The organism is Streptomyces sp. MUM 203J (assembly GCF_022414595.1).
Taxonomy (GTDB): domain Bacteria; phylum Actinomycetota; class Actinomycetes; order Streptomycetales; family Streptomycetaceae; genus Streptomyces.
In genome coordinates, this window is the sequence record NZ_JADWYO010000024.1 from 67,386 (window position 1) to 84,067 (window position 16,682).

The 16,682-nt window shown below is 72.9% G+C and carries 15 protein-coding genes; 9 read left to right on the forward strand and 6 right to left on the reverse strand.

Annotated elements, in window-relative coordinates; all coding sequences use genetic code 11:
- The 4 genes from I3F58_RS14950 to I3F58_RS14965 all read left to right on the forward strand — a co-directional run bounded on the left by I3F58_RS14950 (window position 1) and on the right by I3F58_RS14965 (window position 3,304).
- Entirely contained in the window at window positions 1–855 is an 855-nt protein-coding gene (locus I3F58_RS14950; RefSeq protein ID WP_240109070.1) for an ATP-binding cassette domain-containing protein, read from the forward strand.
- Between the two features lie 95 nt (window positions 856–950).
- Window positions 951–1,895: a sugar phosphate isomerase/epimerase gene (locus tag I3F58_RS14955; RefSeq protein ID WP_240109071.1), complete on the forward strand. Its 945-nt coding sequence runs from the start codon at window positions 951–953 to the stop codon at window positions 1,893–1,895.
- 33 nt (window positions 1,896–1,928) lie between these two features.
- Window positions 1,929–2,969, forward strand: coding sequence for a Gfo/Idh/MocA family protein (locus tag I3F58_RS14960; protein WP_240109072.1), 1,041 nt, complete (start codon window positions 1,929–1,931; stop codon window positions 2,967–2,969).
- Window positions 2,970–3,055: 86 nt separating this feature from the next.
- A complete protein-coding gene (locus I3F58_RS14965) occupies window positions 3,056–3,304 on the forward strand; it encodes a chaplin (protein WP_240109073.1) in 249 nt (82 codons plus the stop codon).
- 21 nt (window positions 3,305–3,325) lie between these two features.
- Here I3F58_RS14965 and I3F58_RS14970 read toward each other — a convergent pair whose 3' ends face one another.
- Both I3F58_RS14970 and I3F58_RS14975 read right to left on the reverse strand, forming a co-directional pair.
- Window positions 3,326–5,341, reverse strand: a complete 2,016-nt coding sequence (locus I3F58_RS14970) for a glycosyltransferase (protein ID WP_240109074.1) — start codon at window positions 5,339–5,341, stop codon at window positions 3,326–3,328.
- A gap of 164 nt (window positions 5,342–5,505) precedes the next feature.
- Complete coding sequence (locus tag I3F58_RS14975) at window positions 5,506–5,799, reverse strand: hypothetical protein (RefSeq protein ID WP_240109075.1); 294 nt, start codon at window positions 5,797–5,799, stop codon at window positions 5,506–5,508.
- A 195-nt stretch (window positions 5,800–5,994) separates the two neighbouring features.
- Here I3F58_RS14975 and I3F58_RS14980 point away from each other — a divergent pair, with 195 nt between their 5' ends.
- The 3 genes from I3F58_RS14980 (at window position 5,995) to I3F58_RS14990 (ending at window position 8,209) form a co-directional block, all read left to right on the forward strand.
- Complete coding sequence (locus I3F58_RS14980) at window positions 5,995–6,621, forward strand: hypothetical protein (RefSeq protein WP_240109076.1); 627 nt, start codon at window positions 5,995–5,997, stop codon at window positions 6,619–6,621.
- Between the two features lie 163 nt (window positions 6,622–6,784).
- Complete coding sequence (locus I3F58_RS14985) at window positions 6,785–7,000, forward strand: hypothetical protein (RefSeq protein WP_240109077.1); 216 nt, start codon at window positions 6,785–6,787, stop codon at window positions 6,998–7,000.
- Window positions 7,001–7,078: 78 nt separating this feature from the next.
- Window positions 7,079–8,209, forward strand: coding sequence for a Vms1/Ankzf1 family peptidyl-tRNA hydrolase (locus I3F58_RS14990; protein WP_240109078.1), 1,131 nt, complete (start codon window positions 7,079–7,081; stop codon window positions 8,207–8,209).
- 184 nt (window positions 8,210–8,393) lie between these two features.
- Here the strand turns inward: I3F58_RS14990 and I3F58_RS14995 are convergent, their stop codons facing one another.
- The gene (locus tag I3F58_RS14995) at window positions 8,394–9,413 is read right to left on the reverse strand and encodes a LacI family DNA-binding transcriptional regulator (RefSeq protein WP_240109079.1); all 1,020 of its coding nucleotides are present in this window, start codon (window positions 9,411–9,413) and stop codon (window positions 8,394–8,396) included.
- A gap of 125 nt (window positions 9,414–9,538) precedes the next feature.
- Here I3F58_RS14995 and I3F58_RS15000 point away from each other — a divergent pair, with 125 nt between their 5' ends.
- Window positions 9,539–10,693 (forward strand): Gfo/Idh/MocA family protein, encoded by a 1,155-nt coding sequence (locus I3F58_RS15000; RefSeq protein WP_240109080.1) that lies wholly within the window; start codon window positions 9,539–9,541, stop codon window positions 10,691–10,693.
- A gap of 36 nt (window positions 10,694–10,729) precedes the next feature.
- Here the strand turns inward: I3F58_RS15000 and I3F58_RS15005 are convergent, their stop codons facing one another.
- Window positions 10,730–11,413, reverse strand: a complete 684-nt coding sequence (locus I3F58_RS15005) for a ribonuclease H (RefSeq protein ID WP_240109081.1) — start codon at window positions 11,411–11,413, stop codon at window positions 10,730–10,732.
- A 143-nt stretch (window positions 11,414–11,556) separates the two neighbouring features.
- Between I3F58_RS15005 and I3F58_RS15010 the strand changes: the two genes are divergently transcribed.
- Window positions 11,557–13,002: a glyceraldehyde-3-phosphate dehydrogenase gene (locus tag I3F58_RS15010; protein WP_240109082.1), complete on the forward strand. Its 1,446-nt coding sequence runs from the start codon at window positions 11,557–11,559 to the stop codon at window positions 13,000–13,002.
- 160 nt (window positions 13,003–13,162) lie between these two features.
- Here I3F58_RS15010 and I3F58_RS15015 read toward each other — a convergent pair whose 3' ends face one another.
- Together I3F58_RS15015 and I3F58_RS15020 are read right to left on the reverse strand one after the other, a co-directional pair.
- The gene (locus I3F58_RS15015; RefSeq protein ID WP_240109083.1) at window positions 13,163–15,928 is read right to left on the reverse strand and encodes an HAD-IC family P-type ATPase; all 2,766 of its coding nucleotides are present in this window, start codon (window positions 15,926–15,928) and stop codon (window positions 13,163–13,165) included.
- Window positions 15,929–16,097: 169 nt separating this feature from the next.
- Window positions 16,098–16,580, reverse strand: coding sequence for an NUDIX domain-containing protein (locus I3F58_RS15020; protein ID WP_240109084.1), 483 nt, complete (start codon window positions 16,578–16,580; stop codon window positions 16,098–16,100).
- Window positions 16,581–16,682: the final 102 nt, after the last annotated feature.

Here is a 16,682-nt window from a genome sequence, read left to right on the forward strand (position 1 = left end):
ATGGCAACGCACAAGACGCCGACGAACGAGACGCCGCTCGTGGAACTGCGCGGCGCCGGAAAGGCGTACGGCAACGTCCGCGCCCTCCACGGCGTGGACCTCACCGTCCGGGCCGGCCGGGTGACCTGTGTCCTCGGTGACAACGGCGCGGGGAAGTCCACCCTCATCAAGATCGTCGCGGGGCTGCACCAGCACACCGAGGGCGAGTTCCTCGTCGACGGCGAGCCGGTGCGGTTCACCAGCCCGCGCGAGGCGCTGGACCGGGGCATCGCCACCGTGTACCAGGACCTGGCGACCGTCCCGCTGATGCCGGTGTGGCGGAACTTCTTCCTCGGCTCCGAGATGACCCGCGGGCCCTGGCCGGTACGCCGCCTCGACATCGCGCGGATGAGGCGGACCGCCGACGAGGAACTGCGGAACATGGGCATCGTCCTGGACGACCTGGACCAGCCCATCGGCACCCTCTCCGGCGGCCAGCGCCAGTCCGTGGCCATCGCCCGCGCGGTGTACTTCGGCGCCCGGGTGCTCATCCTGGACGAGCCGACCGCGGCGCTCGGCGTCAAGCAGTCGGGGGTGGTGCTCAAGTACATCGCCGCCGCCCGCGACCGGGGCCTCGGCGTCGTGTTCATCACCCACAACCCGCACCACGCCTATATGGTCGGAGACCACTTCGACGTGCTGCGCCTGGGCACCGTGGAACTCGATGCCGCCCGCAGCGAGGTGAGCCTCGACCAGCTCACCAACCACATGGCGGGCGGCGCCGAACTGGCCGCGCTGAAGCACGAACTGGCGCAGGTGCGCGGCGTCGACACCGACGGGCTTCCCGAGGGCGGCGGCCTACGGACCACGGCCTGACCCCCGGTCCCCGTCACCCGACCGCGCTCTTCCCCCGTACGGGCACCGCACCTCCCGGAGCACACCCCGGACCCCCAGACGGAAGGACACACCACATGCACAGCACCGCCGACAGCCACGGCGCCCACGGCTCTTCCGGCGCCCCGGCCCTGGACCGTATCCGGGTCGGCTCCGCCCCGGACTCGTGGGGCGTCTGGTTCCCCGACGACCCGCAGCAGGTGCCGTGGGAGAGGTTCCTCGACGAGGTCGCGGGCGCCGGGTACGAGTGGATCGAGCTGGGGCCCTACGGCTATCTCCCCACCGACCCGGTGCGGCTCCGCGACGAGACCGCCCGGCGTGGACTGAAGGTCTCGGCCGGGACCGTCTTCACCTCGCTGCACCGGGGCCCCGACGTATGGGAGTCGACCTGGGAGCAGGTCGGCCGGGTCGCCGCGCTCACCCAGGCCATGGGGGCGAAGCACCTGGTGGTCATCCCTTCCTTCTGGCGGGACGACAAGACCGCCGAGATCATCGAGCCGTCCGAACTGACCCGTGAGCAGTGGGCGCACCTCACGCGGGGCACGGAGCGGCTGGGCCGGGAGGTCCGGGACGCGTACGGGCTGGACATCGTCGTCCACCCGCACGCCGACACGCACATCGACACCGAGGAGCACGTCGTGCGGTTCCTGGACTCCACCAACCGCGACCTGGTCGGCCTGTGTCTGGACACCGGCCACTACGCGTACTGCGGCGGCGACAGCGTCAAACTGATCGAGACCTACGGCGAGCGGATCGGCTATCTGCACCTGAAGCAGGTGGACCCGGAGATCCTGGCCGACGTCGTCGAGAACGGGGTTCCGTTCGGCCCGGCCGTGCGGCGCGGGGTGATGTGCGAGCCGCCGGGCGGTGTGCCCGCGCTGGAGCCGGTGCTGACGGCCGCGCAGCGGCTGGGCGTGGAGCTGTTCGCGATCGTCGAACAGGACATGTACCCGTGCCCGCCCGGCAAACCGCTGCCCATCGCCGTCCGCACCCGCAGATTCCTCCGCTCCTGCGGCGCCTGACGGCCGACCCACACACAGGAAGGACTCTCCCTCATGACACAGCGCGGGACGCGTGGAGCTCACGGTGGCCCCCTCGGTGTCGCCGTCATCGGAACCGGCCGCATGGGCACCGACCACGTACGGCGGATCAGCCGGGTGACCAGCGGGGCCCGGGTGGCCGCCGTCGTCGACGTGGACGGTGACCGGGCGAAGGCGGTCGCGGAGGGTGCCGGCGACTGCACGCCCTACACCGACCCGGACGCCGCCATGGCCGACCCGGACGTCGACGCGGTGGTCATCGCCTCGCCGGGCCCGGCGCACGAGGCGGCCCTGCTCGCGGCGTTCGCACGGGGCCTGCCCGTGCTGTGCGAGAAACCGCTCACCCCGGACGCGGCCTCCGCGCTGCGGGTCATGGAGGCGGAGCAGAGGCTGGGCACCCGGCTGGTGCAGGTGGGCTTCATGCGCCGGTACGACGCCGAGTACCTGAGGCTCAAGGAGCTGATGGACGGCGGCGCACTGGGCCGGCCGCTGATGCTGCACAACCGGCACCGCAACGCGGACACGCCTCCGGGCTTCACCAGCGCCATGCTGATCAACGACTCGGTGGTCCACGAGATGGACGTGACCCGCTGGCTTCTGGACCAGGAGATCACAGCGGTCACGGTGCTGCGTCCCCGGCCGTCCGGCAACGCGCCGGAGGGTCTCGACGACCCTCAGCTGGTGCTGTTCGAGACGGACGGCGGGGTGATCGTGGACGTCGAGATCAACGTCAACTGCGGCTTCGGCTACCAGGTGCAGGCGGAGGCGGTGTGCGAGAACGGCACGGCCCGGATCGGGGACGCGCACGGCATGCTGGTCAACACGGCCGGGGGGTGGGGCGGTTCGATCGCGCCGGGGTTCGCGGAGCGCTTCGAGGAGGCGTACGACCGTCAGATGCGGGCCTGGGTGGACGCCACACGGCGCGGTGAGGTGACGGGACCGAGCTGCTGGGACGGGTACGCCGCGGCGGCCGTCTGCGAGGCGGGGGTGCGGGCGCAGGCCGAGGGCCGACGGGTGGAGGTCGAGCTGGTGGAGCGGCCGGGCCTGTACGGCTGAGCCACGCCGCCGGACGGCGTAATGCCCGGACAGGCCGGGGCGGATCCGCAGAGTGTGGCAGGACATCCCGAACGGAAGGACTCCCCATGCGGGTTCGCCCCTGGACCACCCGGCCCACCTGGCTCGCCGCCCCGGCCCTGGCGGTCGCCGCCCTCGCCATGGCCGCCGCGAGCGCGGCGGCCGACGACATCTGGCAACCGCCCTACGGCAAAGGCAACATCGTCCAGCGCGAAGAACACCGCCCGGTCAACCGGTGCGGCAACCACTGGGACTCCGGTGCGCCGGAGGCCGCGCGGCAGCAGCCGCACCAGAACACCTGCGTCAACGGACGCTGACGCCCCGGCCCGGCGGGCGCCTCAGGGCAGCAGGCGCCTGGCCCGCCGGGCGACCGCCTTCGCGACGGCCACCCGCCCGACGCGGAGCGCCAGGCCGCTGTTCCTGGTGGGCAGCGCGTAGCGCGGCAGGCACCGCCGGCGCCAGCGGGTGCCCTTCAGCCCGGGCTGCGGCGGCACCTGCCGGGACCAGTCGGCCGCGCTGCCCGCGACCGCCAGGCGCAGGGACACGTCCCACGTACCGGGGGTGAGCCGGTCCACCGGTACGGCGACCGAGAAGGTCCTGCCCTCGCCGACGGAGGCGGGCACGGTGACGGCGGCGCCGCCCTTCTCGGTGAGCCGTACACCGAGAGTGCCGGCCGGGGGCGGCGTGGCGAGCGTCCACTCGGCGGTGATCTCCAGGACGGACGGGTCGCGCTCTGACCAGCGCACGTCCCCGGCCCTGAGCCTGTCGCCGGCCCTGTGCTTGTTCTCCCCGATGTCGACGGTGAGGTTGCCGTACGGGTGGGTGTAGTACAGCGTCGCCGCGATCACCTCGTCGCCCGCGGGAACCAGGTATGTGCTCGGCTTGCCGGAGATCTCGGGCAGGCGCCGGTGACCGAAGCGGATCTCCCTGGTCACGCCCTGGACCCGCAGGGCGAGGAACACGTCCCACAGTCCGTCGGCGAGCCGCGCGCCGCCGTCCGCGGCGGCCAGGTCGACGTCGGCGGTGAATCCGGCCGCGGTGTAGTCGAACCGGCCGCCGTCCTGGTCCTCGCCCAGCCCCGGCACGGCGACCGGGATGGTGGGGAACCGGTGCTCGCCCTTGCCGCCCCGCTCCCGCAGGACGAGTTCGGTCACGGTCTCGTCCTGCGCCACGCGCCGCAGGTAGGCGTGGCCGCTCATGGTCAGCCGGGAACCGTCCAGCTCCACGGAGTCCAGCCGGTGGGCGTCCGGGATCCCGCCCGTGATGTCGTAGATCTCGTCGGGGATGCCACGCGCGGGGTCGCGGAAGTACGGCAGCCGGAGGTAGGCACGGTCGCGGTCGACGAGGATGTCCGGCTGGACACGGCGCGCACGGTTCCTCCGGTCGACGGCCTCCAGCTCGATCGCCTCGTCGAGCAGGCCGCGCAGGATCAGCTCGCAGCGCAGCCGGGTGAGGGGGCTGACCCGCCGCCTGAGGGAGTCGGGGTAGCTGCGCTCCAGCAGCGCGCGCAGTTCCGCGAAGTTCCGGCGCTGGAGATCCCCGTCGGTCTCCCGGGCCAGGTGGATCAGGGCGTGGAACAGGTCGACGGACAGGTGCCGGTCCAGCAGCGCGTCACGGCCGGGGCCCGCCGGGACGTGCTGCTCGACCATGTCGATCATCCGCTCCAGGACGCGGATGCGCCGGTCGGCGCCGCGGGTGGTGGCGGTGACGTTGCCGCCGTCGGTCCGGGCGACCCAGTACACGCAGTCGTAGTCGGCGACGACCGATATGCCGTCCGCGTGCAGGTAGGCGGCGCCGGTGAAGAACTGGTCCTCGCCCGTGTTGTACTCGAGCGGGAAGCGCAGGCCGTGCTCCTCCAGCAGCGAGCGGCGGAACAGCTTCATCGGATTGAGCGTCCAGTAGACCCGCGAGGTGAGGACGTCGGTCCGGGGCTGGTTGCGGACGAACATGGAGGCAGGGGCACCGCGCCCGTTGACGCCGACCATCTTGCCGAGCACCACGTCCGTCTTGTTCTCGTCGGCCATGGTGAGCATCCGCTCCAGGGCCTCCTCACCGAGCCAGTCGTCGGCGTCGAGGATGAAGACGAAACGGCCGCGCGCGTGGTCCAGGCCCTTGTTGCGGGGGGCGGCGGGACCGCCGGAGTTCTCCTGGTGGAAGACCCGGAAGAGCCCGGGGTACGCGGCGGCGAACCGGTCGAGCTCCTCACCGGTGCCGTCGGTCGAGCCGTCGTCGACGGCGATGACCTCCAGGCGGTCACGGCCGACGGACTGCTCGACCACGGAGGTCAGGGTCTTCGTCAGGTAGGGCATGGCGTTGTACGCCCCGATGATCACCGATATGTCAGGGGTGGTCACAGTCCGGTCCCGTTGTCCTCTCGCGCAGCCCGAGCCCGGGCAGCGCGAGAGACGCCCCCCGGTCGGCCCTTAGGTCAGTCGATCATCTCGTACGATTCTCTACAGGTTCACCGATACTGCAAATCAGCCAAAGAGGGCCGAAAACGGTGAGGTGACGCCCCCGGTCAGGTCGTCACACGGTGCCCGCGCCGCAGCACGGCGGCGACGTCGCCGGCGCGGACCGCCTCCACCACCTCTTGATGCAGATCGCGGCTCTCCCGTTCCGTGGCGCACCTCACAGGGCTGCCGGTGATGGTGAACCACTCGGACGCGCCGCTGTACTGCACGGTCAGGATGGCCTGGCCGTCCGTCCAGGTGGTGTGCACGCTCAGGTCGCCCCTGACCACACCCGCCTCGTCGGTAGGGACGCCCGCCGCTCCGGCGAACACTCCCGTCGTCGTCCACGATGCCCACGTCATGGTGATCACCTTCCTGACGCACGTCCCCCCTGGCCATGGTCCACCACCGGAGGCGAAACGGGGAGGTCCGAGGGCCCTGTGTCGCCGGACATCCGGGGACCTTCGGACCGCTGCGGCCGGACGGCGGGCGGAGGGACCCTGGAAGAGAGGACGACAGGGGAGGGACGACGGCACGCACCGCGTCGGAGGCTGGTCATGAACATCCGGTTCCCCCACCGCCGCCCCGGCACCGGCACCGGCACAGGTGCCGATTCCGGCGCGGCTCGCCCCGCCCACCCGCTGGAACGCCCCGTCGACCGTCTCCAGCGCCGCGTCGACCGCGCGCTGCTGGCCCTGCTCCTCCTCGGGCTGCCCCTGGCGGCCTGGCTGGCGGGTGCGGTGACCCACGCCCATTACCAGGACGCCAGGGAGTACCAGGAGGCCACCCGGCAGCCCGTCGCCGCGCGGCTGGTCGAGGACGCGTCACCGTCCGGTCCGGGCGGCAGGGCGGGCAAGGCGCTGGCGGACGTCCGGTGGCAGGACGACGGCCGTACGGGCACCGGCACGGCGGCCGTGGAGCCCGGAGCCCGCGCGGGCGACCGTACGACGGTGTGGGTCGACCGGGACAGCGGCCGGGTGGTCGCGGCTCCTCTGAGCCCCACCTCGGTGACCGCCACCACGGCGGCCGTCGCGCTGACGGCCGCGGGCGGCACCGTGCTGCTCGTGGGCGGCGCCCGCACCGGGCTCCGGCGGTTCCTGGACGCTCGGCGGTACGCCGGGTGGGAGGCGGAGTGGGCGCTGACCGAGCCGCACTGGAGCGGACGTGACCGGAACGAACCGTGAGCGGGAAGCGGTGAGAGGCACCGGATCCGGTACGCGGAGCCGACGGTGGGCCGGAGGCGGACGGAACACGGGGCGCGGGAGCGCCGAGGAGAGAGAGAATGGGCCGTGAGGGCGGGAACGACGCACTCGGAGCGACCGGAACCACAGGTCCGGAGGTCGGCTCATGACCGAGAAGCCCATGACCGAGAACACGTCCCACACCCATTCCGCCGAGGAACGGCTGAGCGTCCTCGAAGCGCGTGTGGAGACTCTGGCCCAGGCCGTACGGGCCCTCGCGGAGGGTCTGGAGGCGAATCCGGCGGCCGCCCCGGAAGCGGCGGAACGCGTGACCCGAGGAGCCCGGCTGGCCCACGAACTCCTGCTCGCCCAGGGCATGTAGACCACTGGTCAGCCGATGACGGCCCGCCCTCGGCCCGGAGCACGACCGAGTGACCGCACGCCCCTTCAGGAGCCCACCATGGGAAGCACCACTGCGATCAGAGACGACGTCCTGCGGAACCTGTTCGACCACGGCGGCCCGATGTGCTCGGTCTACCTCCGGCTCGAACCCCGCCCGCAGCTGGAGGACGACGCGAGGCTCCGCTGGCGGGCCCTGGCCCGGCGGCTGTCGGCCCAGGGCGCCGACTCGGCCACGCTGGACGCCTTGGCGCGCCGCGTCGACGCCGAGCTGCCCGGAGCAGGGACGCTGGCGGCGTTCGCCGCGGACGGGGAGATCCTGTACGCCGCGGTCCTGCCCGGCGATCCGGACGCCGGACGGCCGGCGGGCGACTCCGCGGTGCGCGGCGCGCTGCCGCACCTGCAGCCGCTGCTGGCCTGGCGGCAGGATCACCCGGCTCATGTGCTGGCCGTCATCGACCGGTCCGGTGCGGATCTGGAGGCGTACCCGCTGGGCGGGACGGAGCCGATCCGCCGCACGGTGGAGGGCCCTGACGACGAGATCGAGCGGAACGCGCCCGGCGGGATGTCCCAGGCCCGGTTCCAGCGGCGGGCCGAGGACTCCTGGGAGCACAACGCGGTCCGCGTGGCGGACGCGCTGACCGACACCGTGTCCGGGGTCTCCGCCCGGGTCGTGCTGCTCGCCGGCGACGTCCGCGCCCAGCAGTACCTCACCAAGCACCTGCCCGAGCGGGTCAGGCGTGAGGTGTCGCTGCGCAGGATCAGCGGTGGCCGCGCCCCCGACGGCTCCGGCCGTTCCCGGGACGCCCAGGTGGAGGAGGAGACCCGGCTCGCCGCCGAGGAGCTGACGGTCGGCCTGCTGCGCCGGTTCGCGGAGGAGCGGGCGCCGGGCGGCCGTGCGGTGGAGGGCGTACAGCCCACGCTGCGGGCCCTGTCCGAGGGCCGGGTGGACACGCTCGTCGTGACGGACGACCCCGAGGACCGGCGCTCGGCCTGGTTCGGCAGCTCCCCCGCCGAACTCTCCGACCGCCGCCCGGCCCCCGCTCCCGCCGGCCGCGCCATGGCCCGCGCCCGGCTGGCCGACGCGGCGATCAGGACGGCCGTCCTGACCGGCTCGGACGTCCGGGTCCTGCCCGCGGGCGCGGAGGGAGCGCCGTCGCACGGCATCGGCGCCCTGTGCCGCAGCACATGATGCGAGCCGGGCCGAGGCGGCCGGCCGCCTCGGCCCGGCCGGCGTCTGCGGACGAGTTCCTGCAAGCCCGGCCGGCAGGGGGTACGCCCCCGGGCACGATGTCAGGAGACCGGAGGGCCTCCCGACGCGGCGGAGCCGCACTTCGCCCCCCCATCCGGGAAGGGACGGCCAGAGGGAGAGGGTCTCACGCCCCGCCCGGCGCCCCCGTCGTCCCCCGCACCTCCAGCCGGGGCGCGCTCAGGATCAGCCGCCCCTCCCCCGCGGGCTCCGCGATCCGCTCCAGCAGACACCGTGCCGCCCGCCGCCCCACCTCGCCGCTCCCGTTGTCGACGGTCGTCAGCCACAGGTGCCGCAGCCGGGACAGGTACGTGTTGTCGTACCCGACCAGCGACAGGTCCCGCGGCACCCGCAGGCCCGTCTCCTCCGCGGCGGACAGCGCTCCGACGCACGCGATGTCGTTGAAGGCGAAGACCGCGGTGGGCCGCCGTGCGGGCGTCTCCGCCGCACCGAGCAGCCGCACCATGGCCCGGTATCCGCCCTCCTCCGTCAGGTCGCCCTGCTCCACGAGGGCCTCGCTGCCGAGCCCGTGCTCCCGCATGACCTCGGCGAAGGCGCGGCGGCGCAGCTCCCCGACGGCGCCCCGCCCCGCGATGTGGGCGATACGGCGGTGCCCGAGCCCGATCAGGTGCTCGGTGGCGAGGCGGGCTCCCAGCGCGTCGTCGCCCGCGACGATGTCGACGCCGGGCAGCTCGGGCTCGCGGGTGCCTGCGACGACCATGGGAACACGCCCCGCAGCGGTTCGGAGCGCGCCGGGGTCGGCCAGGGTTCCCACGGCGACCAGGCCGTCGACCCGCAGTTCGGTGAAGGTCCTGGTGAGGTCCTCGTCGAGCCTCCGGTTGAGGTGCCCGTCGGCCAGCAGCGTGTGCAGCCCGCTCTCGTGGAGCCGGGAGGTGAGTCCGTCGAGCAGCTCGACGAACCAGGGGTTGCGCAGATCGTTGAGGAGCACCCCGACGGTGCGGGTGCGGCGCTCGCTGAGACTGCGGGCGGCGGCGTTGGGGCGGTAGCCGAGTTCCTCCACGGCGGCTTCCACGGCGCGCCGCTTCTCGGGCCGTACCTGCTCGGCGCCGCGCAGCACCAGGGAGACCAGCGACTTCGACACGCCGGCACGTTCCGCGACATCACGAATCGTCGGTGCTCGCCCCATGGGGTGGACCGTTCCACAGTTCATCGGCACCCGTCAAACCCTTGACACCCCGTACAGATCCCCTCAAGGTGAGCCCGGAAGAGAACTTGGACCGTTCCAAATAGACCCTCGAAGAGGTGGCTGTCATGGTGGACGCGCTCGGTGTCGCCGTCGTCGGGTTCGGCTGGATGGGCCGCGTGCACACCCAGGCGTACACACGCCTGCCCCACCATTTCCCGCAGCTGCCCGTCCGCCCCGAGCTGGTCGCCGTGGCCGACGAGGTGCCCGGACGGGCCGAGGAGGCCGCTCAGCGGTACGGCTTCACACGCGCCGCCCGCGGCTGGCGGGAGGTCGCCGCCGATCCACGCGTGCAGGCGGTGAGCGTCGCCGCCCCGAACTTCCTGCACCGCGAGATCGGCACCGCCATGGCCGAGGCGGGCAAGCACCTGTGGATCGAGAAGCCGGTCGGGCTCACCGCCGGGGACACCCGCGCGGTCGCCGCCGCCGTCTCCAGGGCGGGCGTCCAGGGGACCGTCGGCTTCAACTACCGCAGCGCACCGGCCGTCGAGGCGGCCCGGGAACTGATCGTCTCCGGCGAACTCGGCACCGTGACCCACGCGCGCGTCCGGCTCTTCAGCGACTATGCCGCACACCCGGAGTCGGCGCTGACCTGGCGGTACGAGCGGGAGCGCGGCGGCAGCGGCGTGCTCGGCGACCTGGCGTCGCACGGGGTGGACCTGGCGCGCTTCCTGATCGGGGAGGTCGAGGCACTGGCGGCCGACACGGCGGTGTTCCTGCCGGAGCGTGCCCGGCCGACGGGCGCCACGGCGGGGCATGCCCGGGCGGCGGGCGGGACGGCCGGCCAGGTCGAGAACGAGGACTACGTCTCCTGTCTGCTGCGCTTCGCCTCCGGGGCGCGCGGCGTGCTGGAGGCCTGCCGGGTGTCGGTCGGGGAACAGAACAACTACGGCTTCGAGGTGCACGGCACCAAGGGCGCCGTCTCCTGGGACTTCCGCCGCATGGGCGAGCTGTGCGTGAGCCGGGGCACGGCGTACCAGGACCAGCCGGTGAGCACCGTGCACGTGGGTCCGCCGCACGGCGAGTACGCGGCGTTCCAGCCGGGGGCGGCGTCCGCGATGGGATACGACGACCTGAAGGTGATCGAGGCGTACCGGTTCCTGCGCTCCATCGCGGAGGGGGCGCCGTACGGCGCCACGCTGGACGACGCGGTGCGCAGCGCGGCGGCGGTGGACGCGATGCTGGACTCGGCCGCGCGGGGCGGGTGGGTCACGCTCGCGTGACCCACCCCCGGGCCCGGCCCGCACAACTGCGCGAACTCACGCCTCCGCGACGGCGGCGCGGCAGTCCGGGTGCCCCCACCGCGCTCCCACCTTGGCGATGGACTCGCCCGCCCCGTACTGCTTTCCGCAGGGACACATGCCGGGGAACTTCGCCTTGATCGTCCGCGCCCCGCGGCTCTGGCGCTTGCCGGCACCGGCCGCGGGGCGGGCGGGGCCGCTGCGCCCCGGATCGGGCACGGGCGCGGCGGTGGCGCCGTGCACCGTACCGGCGGCCTGCTGACTGACGGCCGCGTCGCTCGCCGCCTGGTCCGCGATGGCGTTCAGGTGGTCGCCGTCCGCGCGGTGGGCGGGCACGTACCGGAACTCGACGTCCCGGTCGGCCAGCAGGGTGTCGATGGCCTGGACGAGGTCCTGGTTGGCGACGGGCTTGCCCGCGGCGGTCTTCCAGCCGTTGCGCTTCCAGTTGGGCAGCCACTGGGTGACGGCCTTCATGGCGTACTGGGAGTCCATCCGCACCTCCAGGGAGACCCCGGGGGCGACGGCCTCCAGCAGGCGCTGCAAGGCGGTGAGTTCGCCCACGTTATTGGTGGCGCGGCCCAGCGGCCCGGCCTCCCAGCGCTCGGGGCGCCCCTCGGCGTCCGCGATGACCCAGGCCCATCCGGCGGGGCCGGGGTTCCCCTTGGCCGCCCCGTCGCAGGCGGCGATGATCCGATCAGACATCCCCCGATGATGCCGCACTCGGGCCCGTTCCCGGGCATCGTCACAGGTCAACAGTGCCTTCCCGGCCACGCGGCACCCCTTGAACGATCAAAATTCCAGTGGGGTTAACATATGAGCGCCGCCTAGCTCGAAAGTATGGATCTGTGACTGTCAACGACGACTCGTTCACGAACTGGAAGAACCGCGAGGAGATCGCGGAGTCGATGATCCCGATGATCGGGAAGCTGCACCGGGAGCAGGACGTCACCGTCCTGGTCCACAGCCGCTCCCTGGTCAACAAGTCGGTGGTCAGCATCCTCAAGACCCACCGCTTCGCCCGCCAGATCGCCGGCGAGGAGCTCTCGGTCACCGAGACCATGCCGTTCCTGCGGGCGCTCACCACGCTCGACCTCGGCCCCTCCCAGATCGACATCGGCATGCTCGCCGCGACGTACAGGGGCGACGACCGCGGCCTGTCCGTCGAGGAGTTCACCGCCCAGGCCGTCGCCGGGGCCACGGGCGCGAACAAGATCGAGCGCCGCGAGGGACGCGACGTCGTCCTGTACGGCTTCGGCCGCATCGGCCGGCTCGTCGCCCGTCTGCTCATCGAGAAGTCCGGTTCCGGCAACGGTCTGCGACTGCGCGCGATCGTCGTCCGTCAGGGCGGCGACCAGGACATCGTCAAGCGCGCCTCGCTGCTGCGCCGCGACTCGATCCACGGCCAGTTCCAGGGCACGATCACCGTCGACGAGGCGAACAGCACGATCGTCGCCAACGGCAACGAGATCAAGGTGATCTACGCCAACGATCCGTCGGAGATCGACTACACGGCGTACGGCATCGACAACGCCATCCTGATCGACAACACCGGCAAGTGGCGCGACCGCGCGGGCCTGTCGAACCACCTGCGCCCCGGCATCGACAAGGTCGTCCTGACCGCGCCGGGCAAGGGCGACGTCCCGAACATCGTCCACGGCGTCAACCACGACACCATCAAGCCGGACGAGCAGGTCCTGTCCTGCGCCTCCTGCACCACCAACGCGATCGTCCCGCCGCTCAAGGCGATGGACGACGAGTTCGGTGTGCAGCGGGGCCACGTGGAGACCGTCCACTCGTTCACCAACGACCAGAACCTGCTGGACAACTACCACAAGGCGGACCGCCGCGGCCGTTCGGCGCCGCTCAACATGGTCATCACCGAGACCGGCGCCGCCTCCGCCGTCGCCAAGGCGCTGCCCGACCTGAAGGCGCCGATCACCGGCAGCTCCATCCGCGTCCCGGTGCCGGACGTCTCCATCGCGATCCTCAGCCTCCGGCTGGGCCGCGAGACCACCCGTGAGGAGGTCCTCGACTACCTCCGCAACGTGTCGCTGACCTCGCCGCTCAAGCGCCAGATCGACTTCATCAGCGCCCCCGATGCGGTCTCCAGCGACTTCATCGGCTCGCGCCACGCGTCGATCGTCGACGCCGGTGCCACCAAGGTCGACGGCGACAACGCGATCCTCTACCTCTGGTACGACAACGAGTTCGGCTACTCGTGCCAGGTCATCCGCGTCGTCCAGCACGTCTCGGGCGTCGAGTACCCGACCTTCCCGGCCCCGGCGGCCTGACCCCACGGGCCGAAGGCCCTGTCGCTCCGCCGCCGACCCCGCGCCCCGGGGTCGGCGGCGGAGGCGCATACGGGCCTCTCCGAAGTGACGGCGCGGGCCGGGGGGCAACCGTGCCCGCCGTGGCGGCCGAGTGCCGCTCGGCCCCGGCCGCCACGGTCCGTCAGGTCGGCGCGGCGCGCAGCCGCTTGTCGGTGGCGACCACCAGTGCGGTCAGGACGGCGACGGCGAGCACGCGCAGCCAGGTGGCGGCGGTGAGCGGGGCCGTGTGGAACAGGTGGTTCATGGCCGGCAGGTAGGTGAGGGCGAGCTGGGCCACGGCCTGGACGAGGACGCCGCCGAGGACCCAGCGGTTACCGAACAGGCCCATGCGCCACACGGAGCGGGTCAGGGAGCGGCAGCTGAAGAGGTAGAGCGTCTCGACGGCGACGAACACGTTCACCGCCGCGGTACGCGCCTCCGCCAGGCTCGCGCCCATGGCACGCTCCCAGGAGAACAGCCCCCAGGACCCGGCGACGAGCAGGGCGGAGACCAGCAGGATCCGGATGACGAGCGCGCCGGTGAGCAGGGGGCGCGCCGGGTCCCGGGGCGGCCTGCGCATGGTGCCCGGCTCCTTCGGTTCGAAGGCGAGCATCAGGCCGAGCGCGACGGCGGTGGTCATGTTGATCCACAGGATCTGGGTGGGCAGGATCGGCAGGGTCGTGCCGAGCAGGATGGCCACCAGGATGACCAGGCCCTCGCCCATGTTGGTCGGCAGCGTCCAGGCGATGAACTTGGTGAGGTTGTCGAAGACGCTCCGGCCCTCCTCCACGGCGGCTTCGATGGTGGCGAAGTCGTCGTCGGTGAGGACCATGTCGGCGGCGTCCTTGGCCACTTCGGTGCCGTTCAGCCCCATGGCCACGCCGATGTCGGCCCGGCGCAGCGCCGGAGCGTCGTTGACGCCGTCGCCTGTCATGGCGACGACCTGGCCGCGGGCCTGGAGGGCCTCGACCAGGCGGAGCTTCTGCTCGGGCGAGACGCGGGCGAGGACCTGGGCCCGGTCGACTGCTTCCGGGTAAGCGCCGGCGGGCAGCGCCGCCAGCTCGGCGCCGGTGAGCAGCTCCCCCCGTCCGGCCGCCGCCCCGGGGCCGCTGAGCAGTCCGAGGCGGGTGGCGACGGCCGCTGCCGTGGCCGCGTGGTCCCCGGTGATCATCTTCACGTTGATCCCGGCTGTGCGGCAGGCGTCGACGGCGGAGGCCGCGGCGGCCCGGGGCGGATCGAACATGGCCTGCAGTCCGGTGAGGGCCAGTTCCCCGGAGGTTTCCACGGAGCGCTCCCCGAAGCCGTCCGGCTCCCCACCCCGCCGCACCGCCGTGGCCAGCACCCGCAGCCCCTCGGCGGCCAGCTGCTCGGCGGCGGCCAGGAGGGCCGCGCGGTCCAGGGGGCGCAGGCCGCCGTCCGCGGCCAGCTGCGCGTCACACAGGTCGGCCACCCGTTCGACCGCGCCCTTGACCAGCACGACATGACCGCCCGTGTCGTCGTCGCGGTGCAGGGTGGCCATGTACCGGCGTTCGGAGCTGAACGGCACCGTCGCCAGGCGCGGGTAGCGTGCCCGTAGCTCCTGCGGGGCGAGACCGCCCTTGCCGGCCACGACGAGCATCGCGCCCTCGGTCGGGTCGCCCACCAGCCCCCAGCGGCCGCCTTCATGCCACCGCCCGCCCTCGTCGGTGATCGCCGCGTCGTTGCACGCCGCCCCGGCCGCCAGACACCACCACAGCGAACGGCTCGCCCCGGCGTTGACCACCGCGCCGTCGGCGTCCGTCAGTACGCCCGCCGGGCCGTAGCCGGAGCCGGTCACGGTGTAGCTCGCGTCGGGCGTCCAGACCGACTGCACCGTCATCTGGTTCTCGGTCAGCGTGCCGGTCTTGTCGGAGCAGATCACCGTCGTACTGCCCAGGGTCTCCACGGCGGGCAGCCGCCGGATCACCGCACGGCGGCGGGCCATCCGGCCCACCCCGATGGCCAGCGTGATGGTGACGGCCGCCGGAAGTCCCTCGGGGATCGCGCCCACGGCCAGCGCGACCGCCGCGGTGAACATCTGGGCGGGCCCCTGCCCCCGTGCGACACCGATCACGAACGTCACCGCCGCCAGGCCCAGGATGACGACGGTCAGCACCCTGCTGAACACGGCCAGCTTGGCGGTCAGCGGCGTGGCCAGCGTCTCCGCGGCTCCGACCAGGCGGTGGATCTCCCCCAGCTCGGTCTCCGCCCCGGTGGCCACCGCGATGCCGGTGCCCTGTCCGGCCGTCACCAGCGTGCCCGAGTGGACCGTGTTGCTCCGGTCGGCCACTGGTGTCCGCGGGTCGAGAACCACTTCGTCCTTCGCCACCGGGGCCGACTCGCCGGTCAGCGCCGACTCGTCCACCCGCAGCTCCGCCACACGCAGCAGACGTATGTCGGCCGGCACCTTGGCACCGGCCTCGACCAGCACCAGGTCGCCCGGCACCAGGTCCTCCGAGGGCACCGTCCGCTCACGCCCGTCGCGTACGACCCGGGCGGTGGTCCGGGCCATCGAGCGCAGGCTCTCCAGCTCCGCCTCCGCCTTCGACTCCTGGATCACCCCGATCAGCGCGTTGACCAGCACCACACCGAAGATCACCGCAGAGTCCACGAACTCGCCCAGGGCCGCGGTGATCGCACCGGCGGCGACCAGGACATAGATCAGCGGGTGATGGAACTGCGTCAGGATCCGCCGCAGCAGTCCGCCGCCGGTCGCGGCGGGCAGCGCGTTGGGGCCGAAGCGGTCCAGCCGCCGCGCCGCCTCGTCGCTGCCCAGTCCCCGCTCGGCGTCGGTCTCCAGGAGCAGTACGGCCTCATACGCGGAAAGGCCGTGCGCTTCCGTCCGGCCCGGGGTGAGCGCCTGTCCGTCCATCCCGGCGGTACCTCCCATGCGCGGCCTCCGTTCCGCACGGCGGGGGCGGCCCGATGGTGGTGTCGGCGGGCGGCCCCGGCCTGCGTGCACCTCCAGGATCACGCCGTACCCGGCGGTCCGCAGGGGCCGAGGGGCACCGCCCGCCAGGCCGGTCGGGCCATGCTTCGGGCCCGCGGCCGGGGTGGTGTCAGCCGCCGGACGGAGCGGCGAACCAGGTGGGGGCGTCGGTGCGGGAGCGGTCGATGCGGTGGCGGTCGAGGCCGGACAGGGGCGGCAGGGCGTCGGGCGGGAACCAGCCGACCTCCGAGGACTCGTCGTCGTTGACGCGGGCCTCGCCACCGGTGGCTCGGCAGCGGAAGGTGATGTTCATGTACTGGCACCGGTCGCCGTTCGGGTAGACGACCGGTTCCGGTTCTGTTTCCACAAGCACCACTCGCAGGGCCTCGCAGCGTACGGCGGTCTCCTCCAGGACCTCGCGGACCACGGCGGCGGCCGGCTGCTCCCCCGGGTCCGGGATGCCGCCGACCAGGGTCCACCGGCCGTTGTCGGAGCGGCGTACCAGCAGGACACGCTCCCGGTCGTCGTAGACGACCGCGGTGACGCCGGGCAGGAAGAGCAGCCGGTTACCGGCCTTGGCTCGAACGGCCTTGATGAAGTCGGGAGTTGCCATACCTGCGCACCCTACTGGGCGGACACGGCCTCGGTGGCGCGCGGTGCGCTGGGCTCCGCTTCGGACTCCGCCCGGGGCTCGGCCGCGGCCGCCTCCGCCGCG

Coding starts and splice junctions, on each gene's coding strand:
- I3F58_RS14965 (WP_240109073.1), top strand. CDS start 3,056: ATGCGGGTTCGCCCCTGGACCACCCGGCCCACCTGGCTCGCCGCCCCG.
- I3F58_RS15000 (WP_240109080.1), top strand. CDS start 9,539: ATGGTGGACGCGCTCGGTGTCGCCGTCGTCGGGTTCGGCTGGATGGGC.
- I3F58_RS14985 (WP_240109077.1), top strand. CDS start 6,785: ATGACCGAGAAGCCCATGACCGAGAACACGTCCCACACCCATTCCGCC.
- I3F58_RS14955 (WP_240109071.1), top strand. CDS start 951: ATGCACAGCACCGCCGACAGCCACGGCGCCCACGGCTCTTCCGGCGCC.
- I3F58_RS15005 (WP_240109081.1), bottom strand. CDS start 11,413: ATGTCTGATCGGATCATCGCCGCCTGCGACGGGGCGGCCAAGGGGAAC.
- I3F58_RS14995 (WP_240109079.1), bottom strand. CDS start 9,413: ATGGGGCGAGCACCGACGATTCGTGATGTCGCGGAACGTGCCGGCGTG.
- I3F58_RS14960 (WP_240109072.1), top strand. CDS start 1,929: ATGACACAGCGCGGGACGCGTGGAGCTCACGGTGGCCCCCTCGGTGTC.
- I3F58_RS14950 (WP_240109070.1), top strand. CDS start 1: ATGGCAACGCACAAGACGCCGACGAACGAGACGCCGCTCGTGGAACTG.
- I3F58_RS14975 (WP_240109075.1), bottom strand. CDS start 5,799: ATGACGTGGGCATCGTGGACGACGACGGGAGTGTTCGCCGGAGCGGCG.
- I3F58_RS15015 (WP_240109083.1), bottom strand. CDS start 15,928: ATGGGAGGTACCGCCGGGATGGACGGACAGGCGCTCACCCCGGGCCGG.
- I3F58_RS15020 (WP_240109084.1), bottom strand. CDS start 16,580: ATGGCAACTCCCGACTTCATCAAGGCCGTTCGAGCCAAGGCCGGTAAC.
- I3F58_RS14990 (WP_240109078.1), top strand. CDS start 7,079: ATGGGAAGCACCACTGCGATCAGAGACGACGTCCTGCGGAACCTGTTC.
- I3F58_RS14980 (WP_240109076.1), top strand. CDS start 5,995: ATGAACATCCGGTTCCCCCACCGCCGCCCCGGCACCGGCACCGGCACA.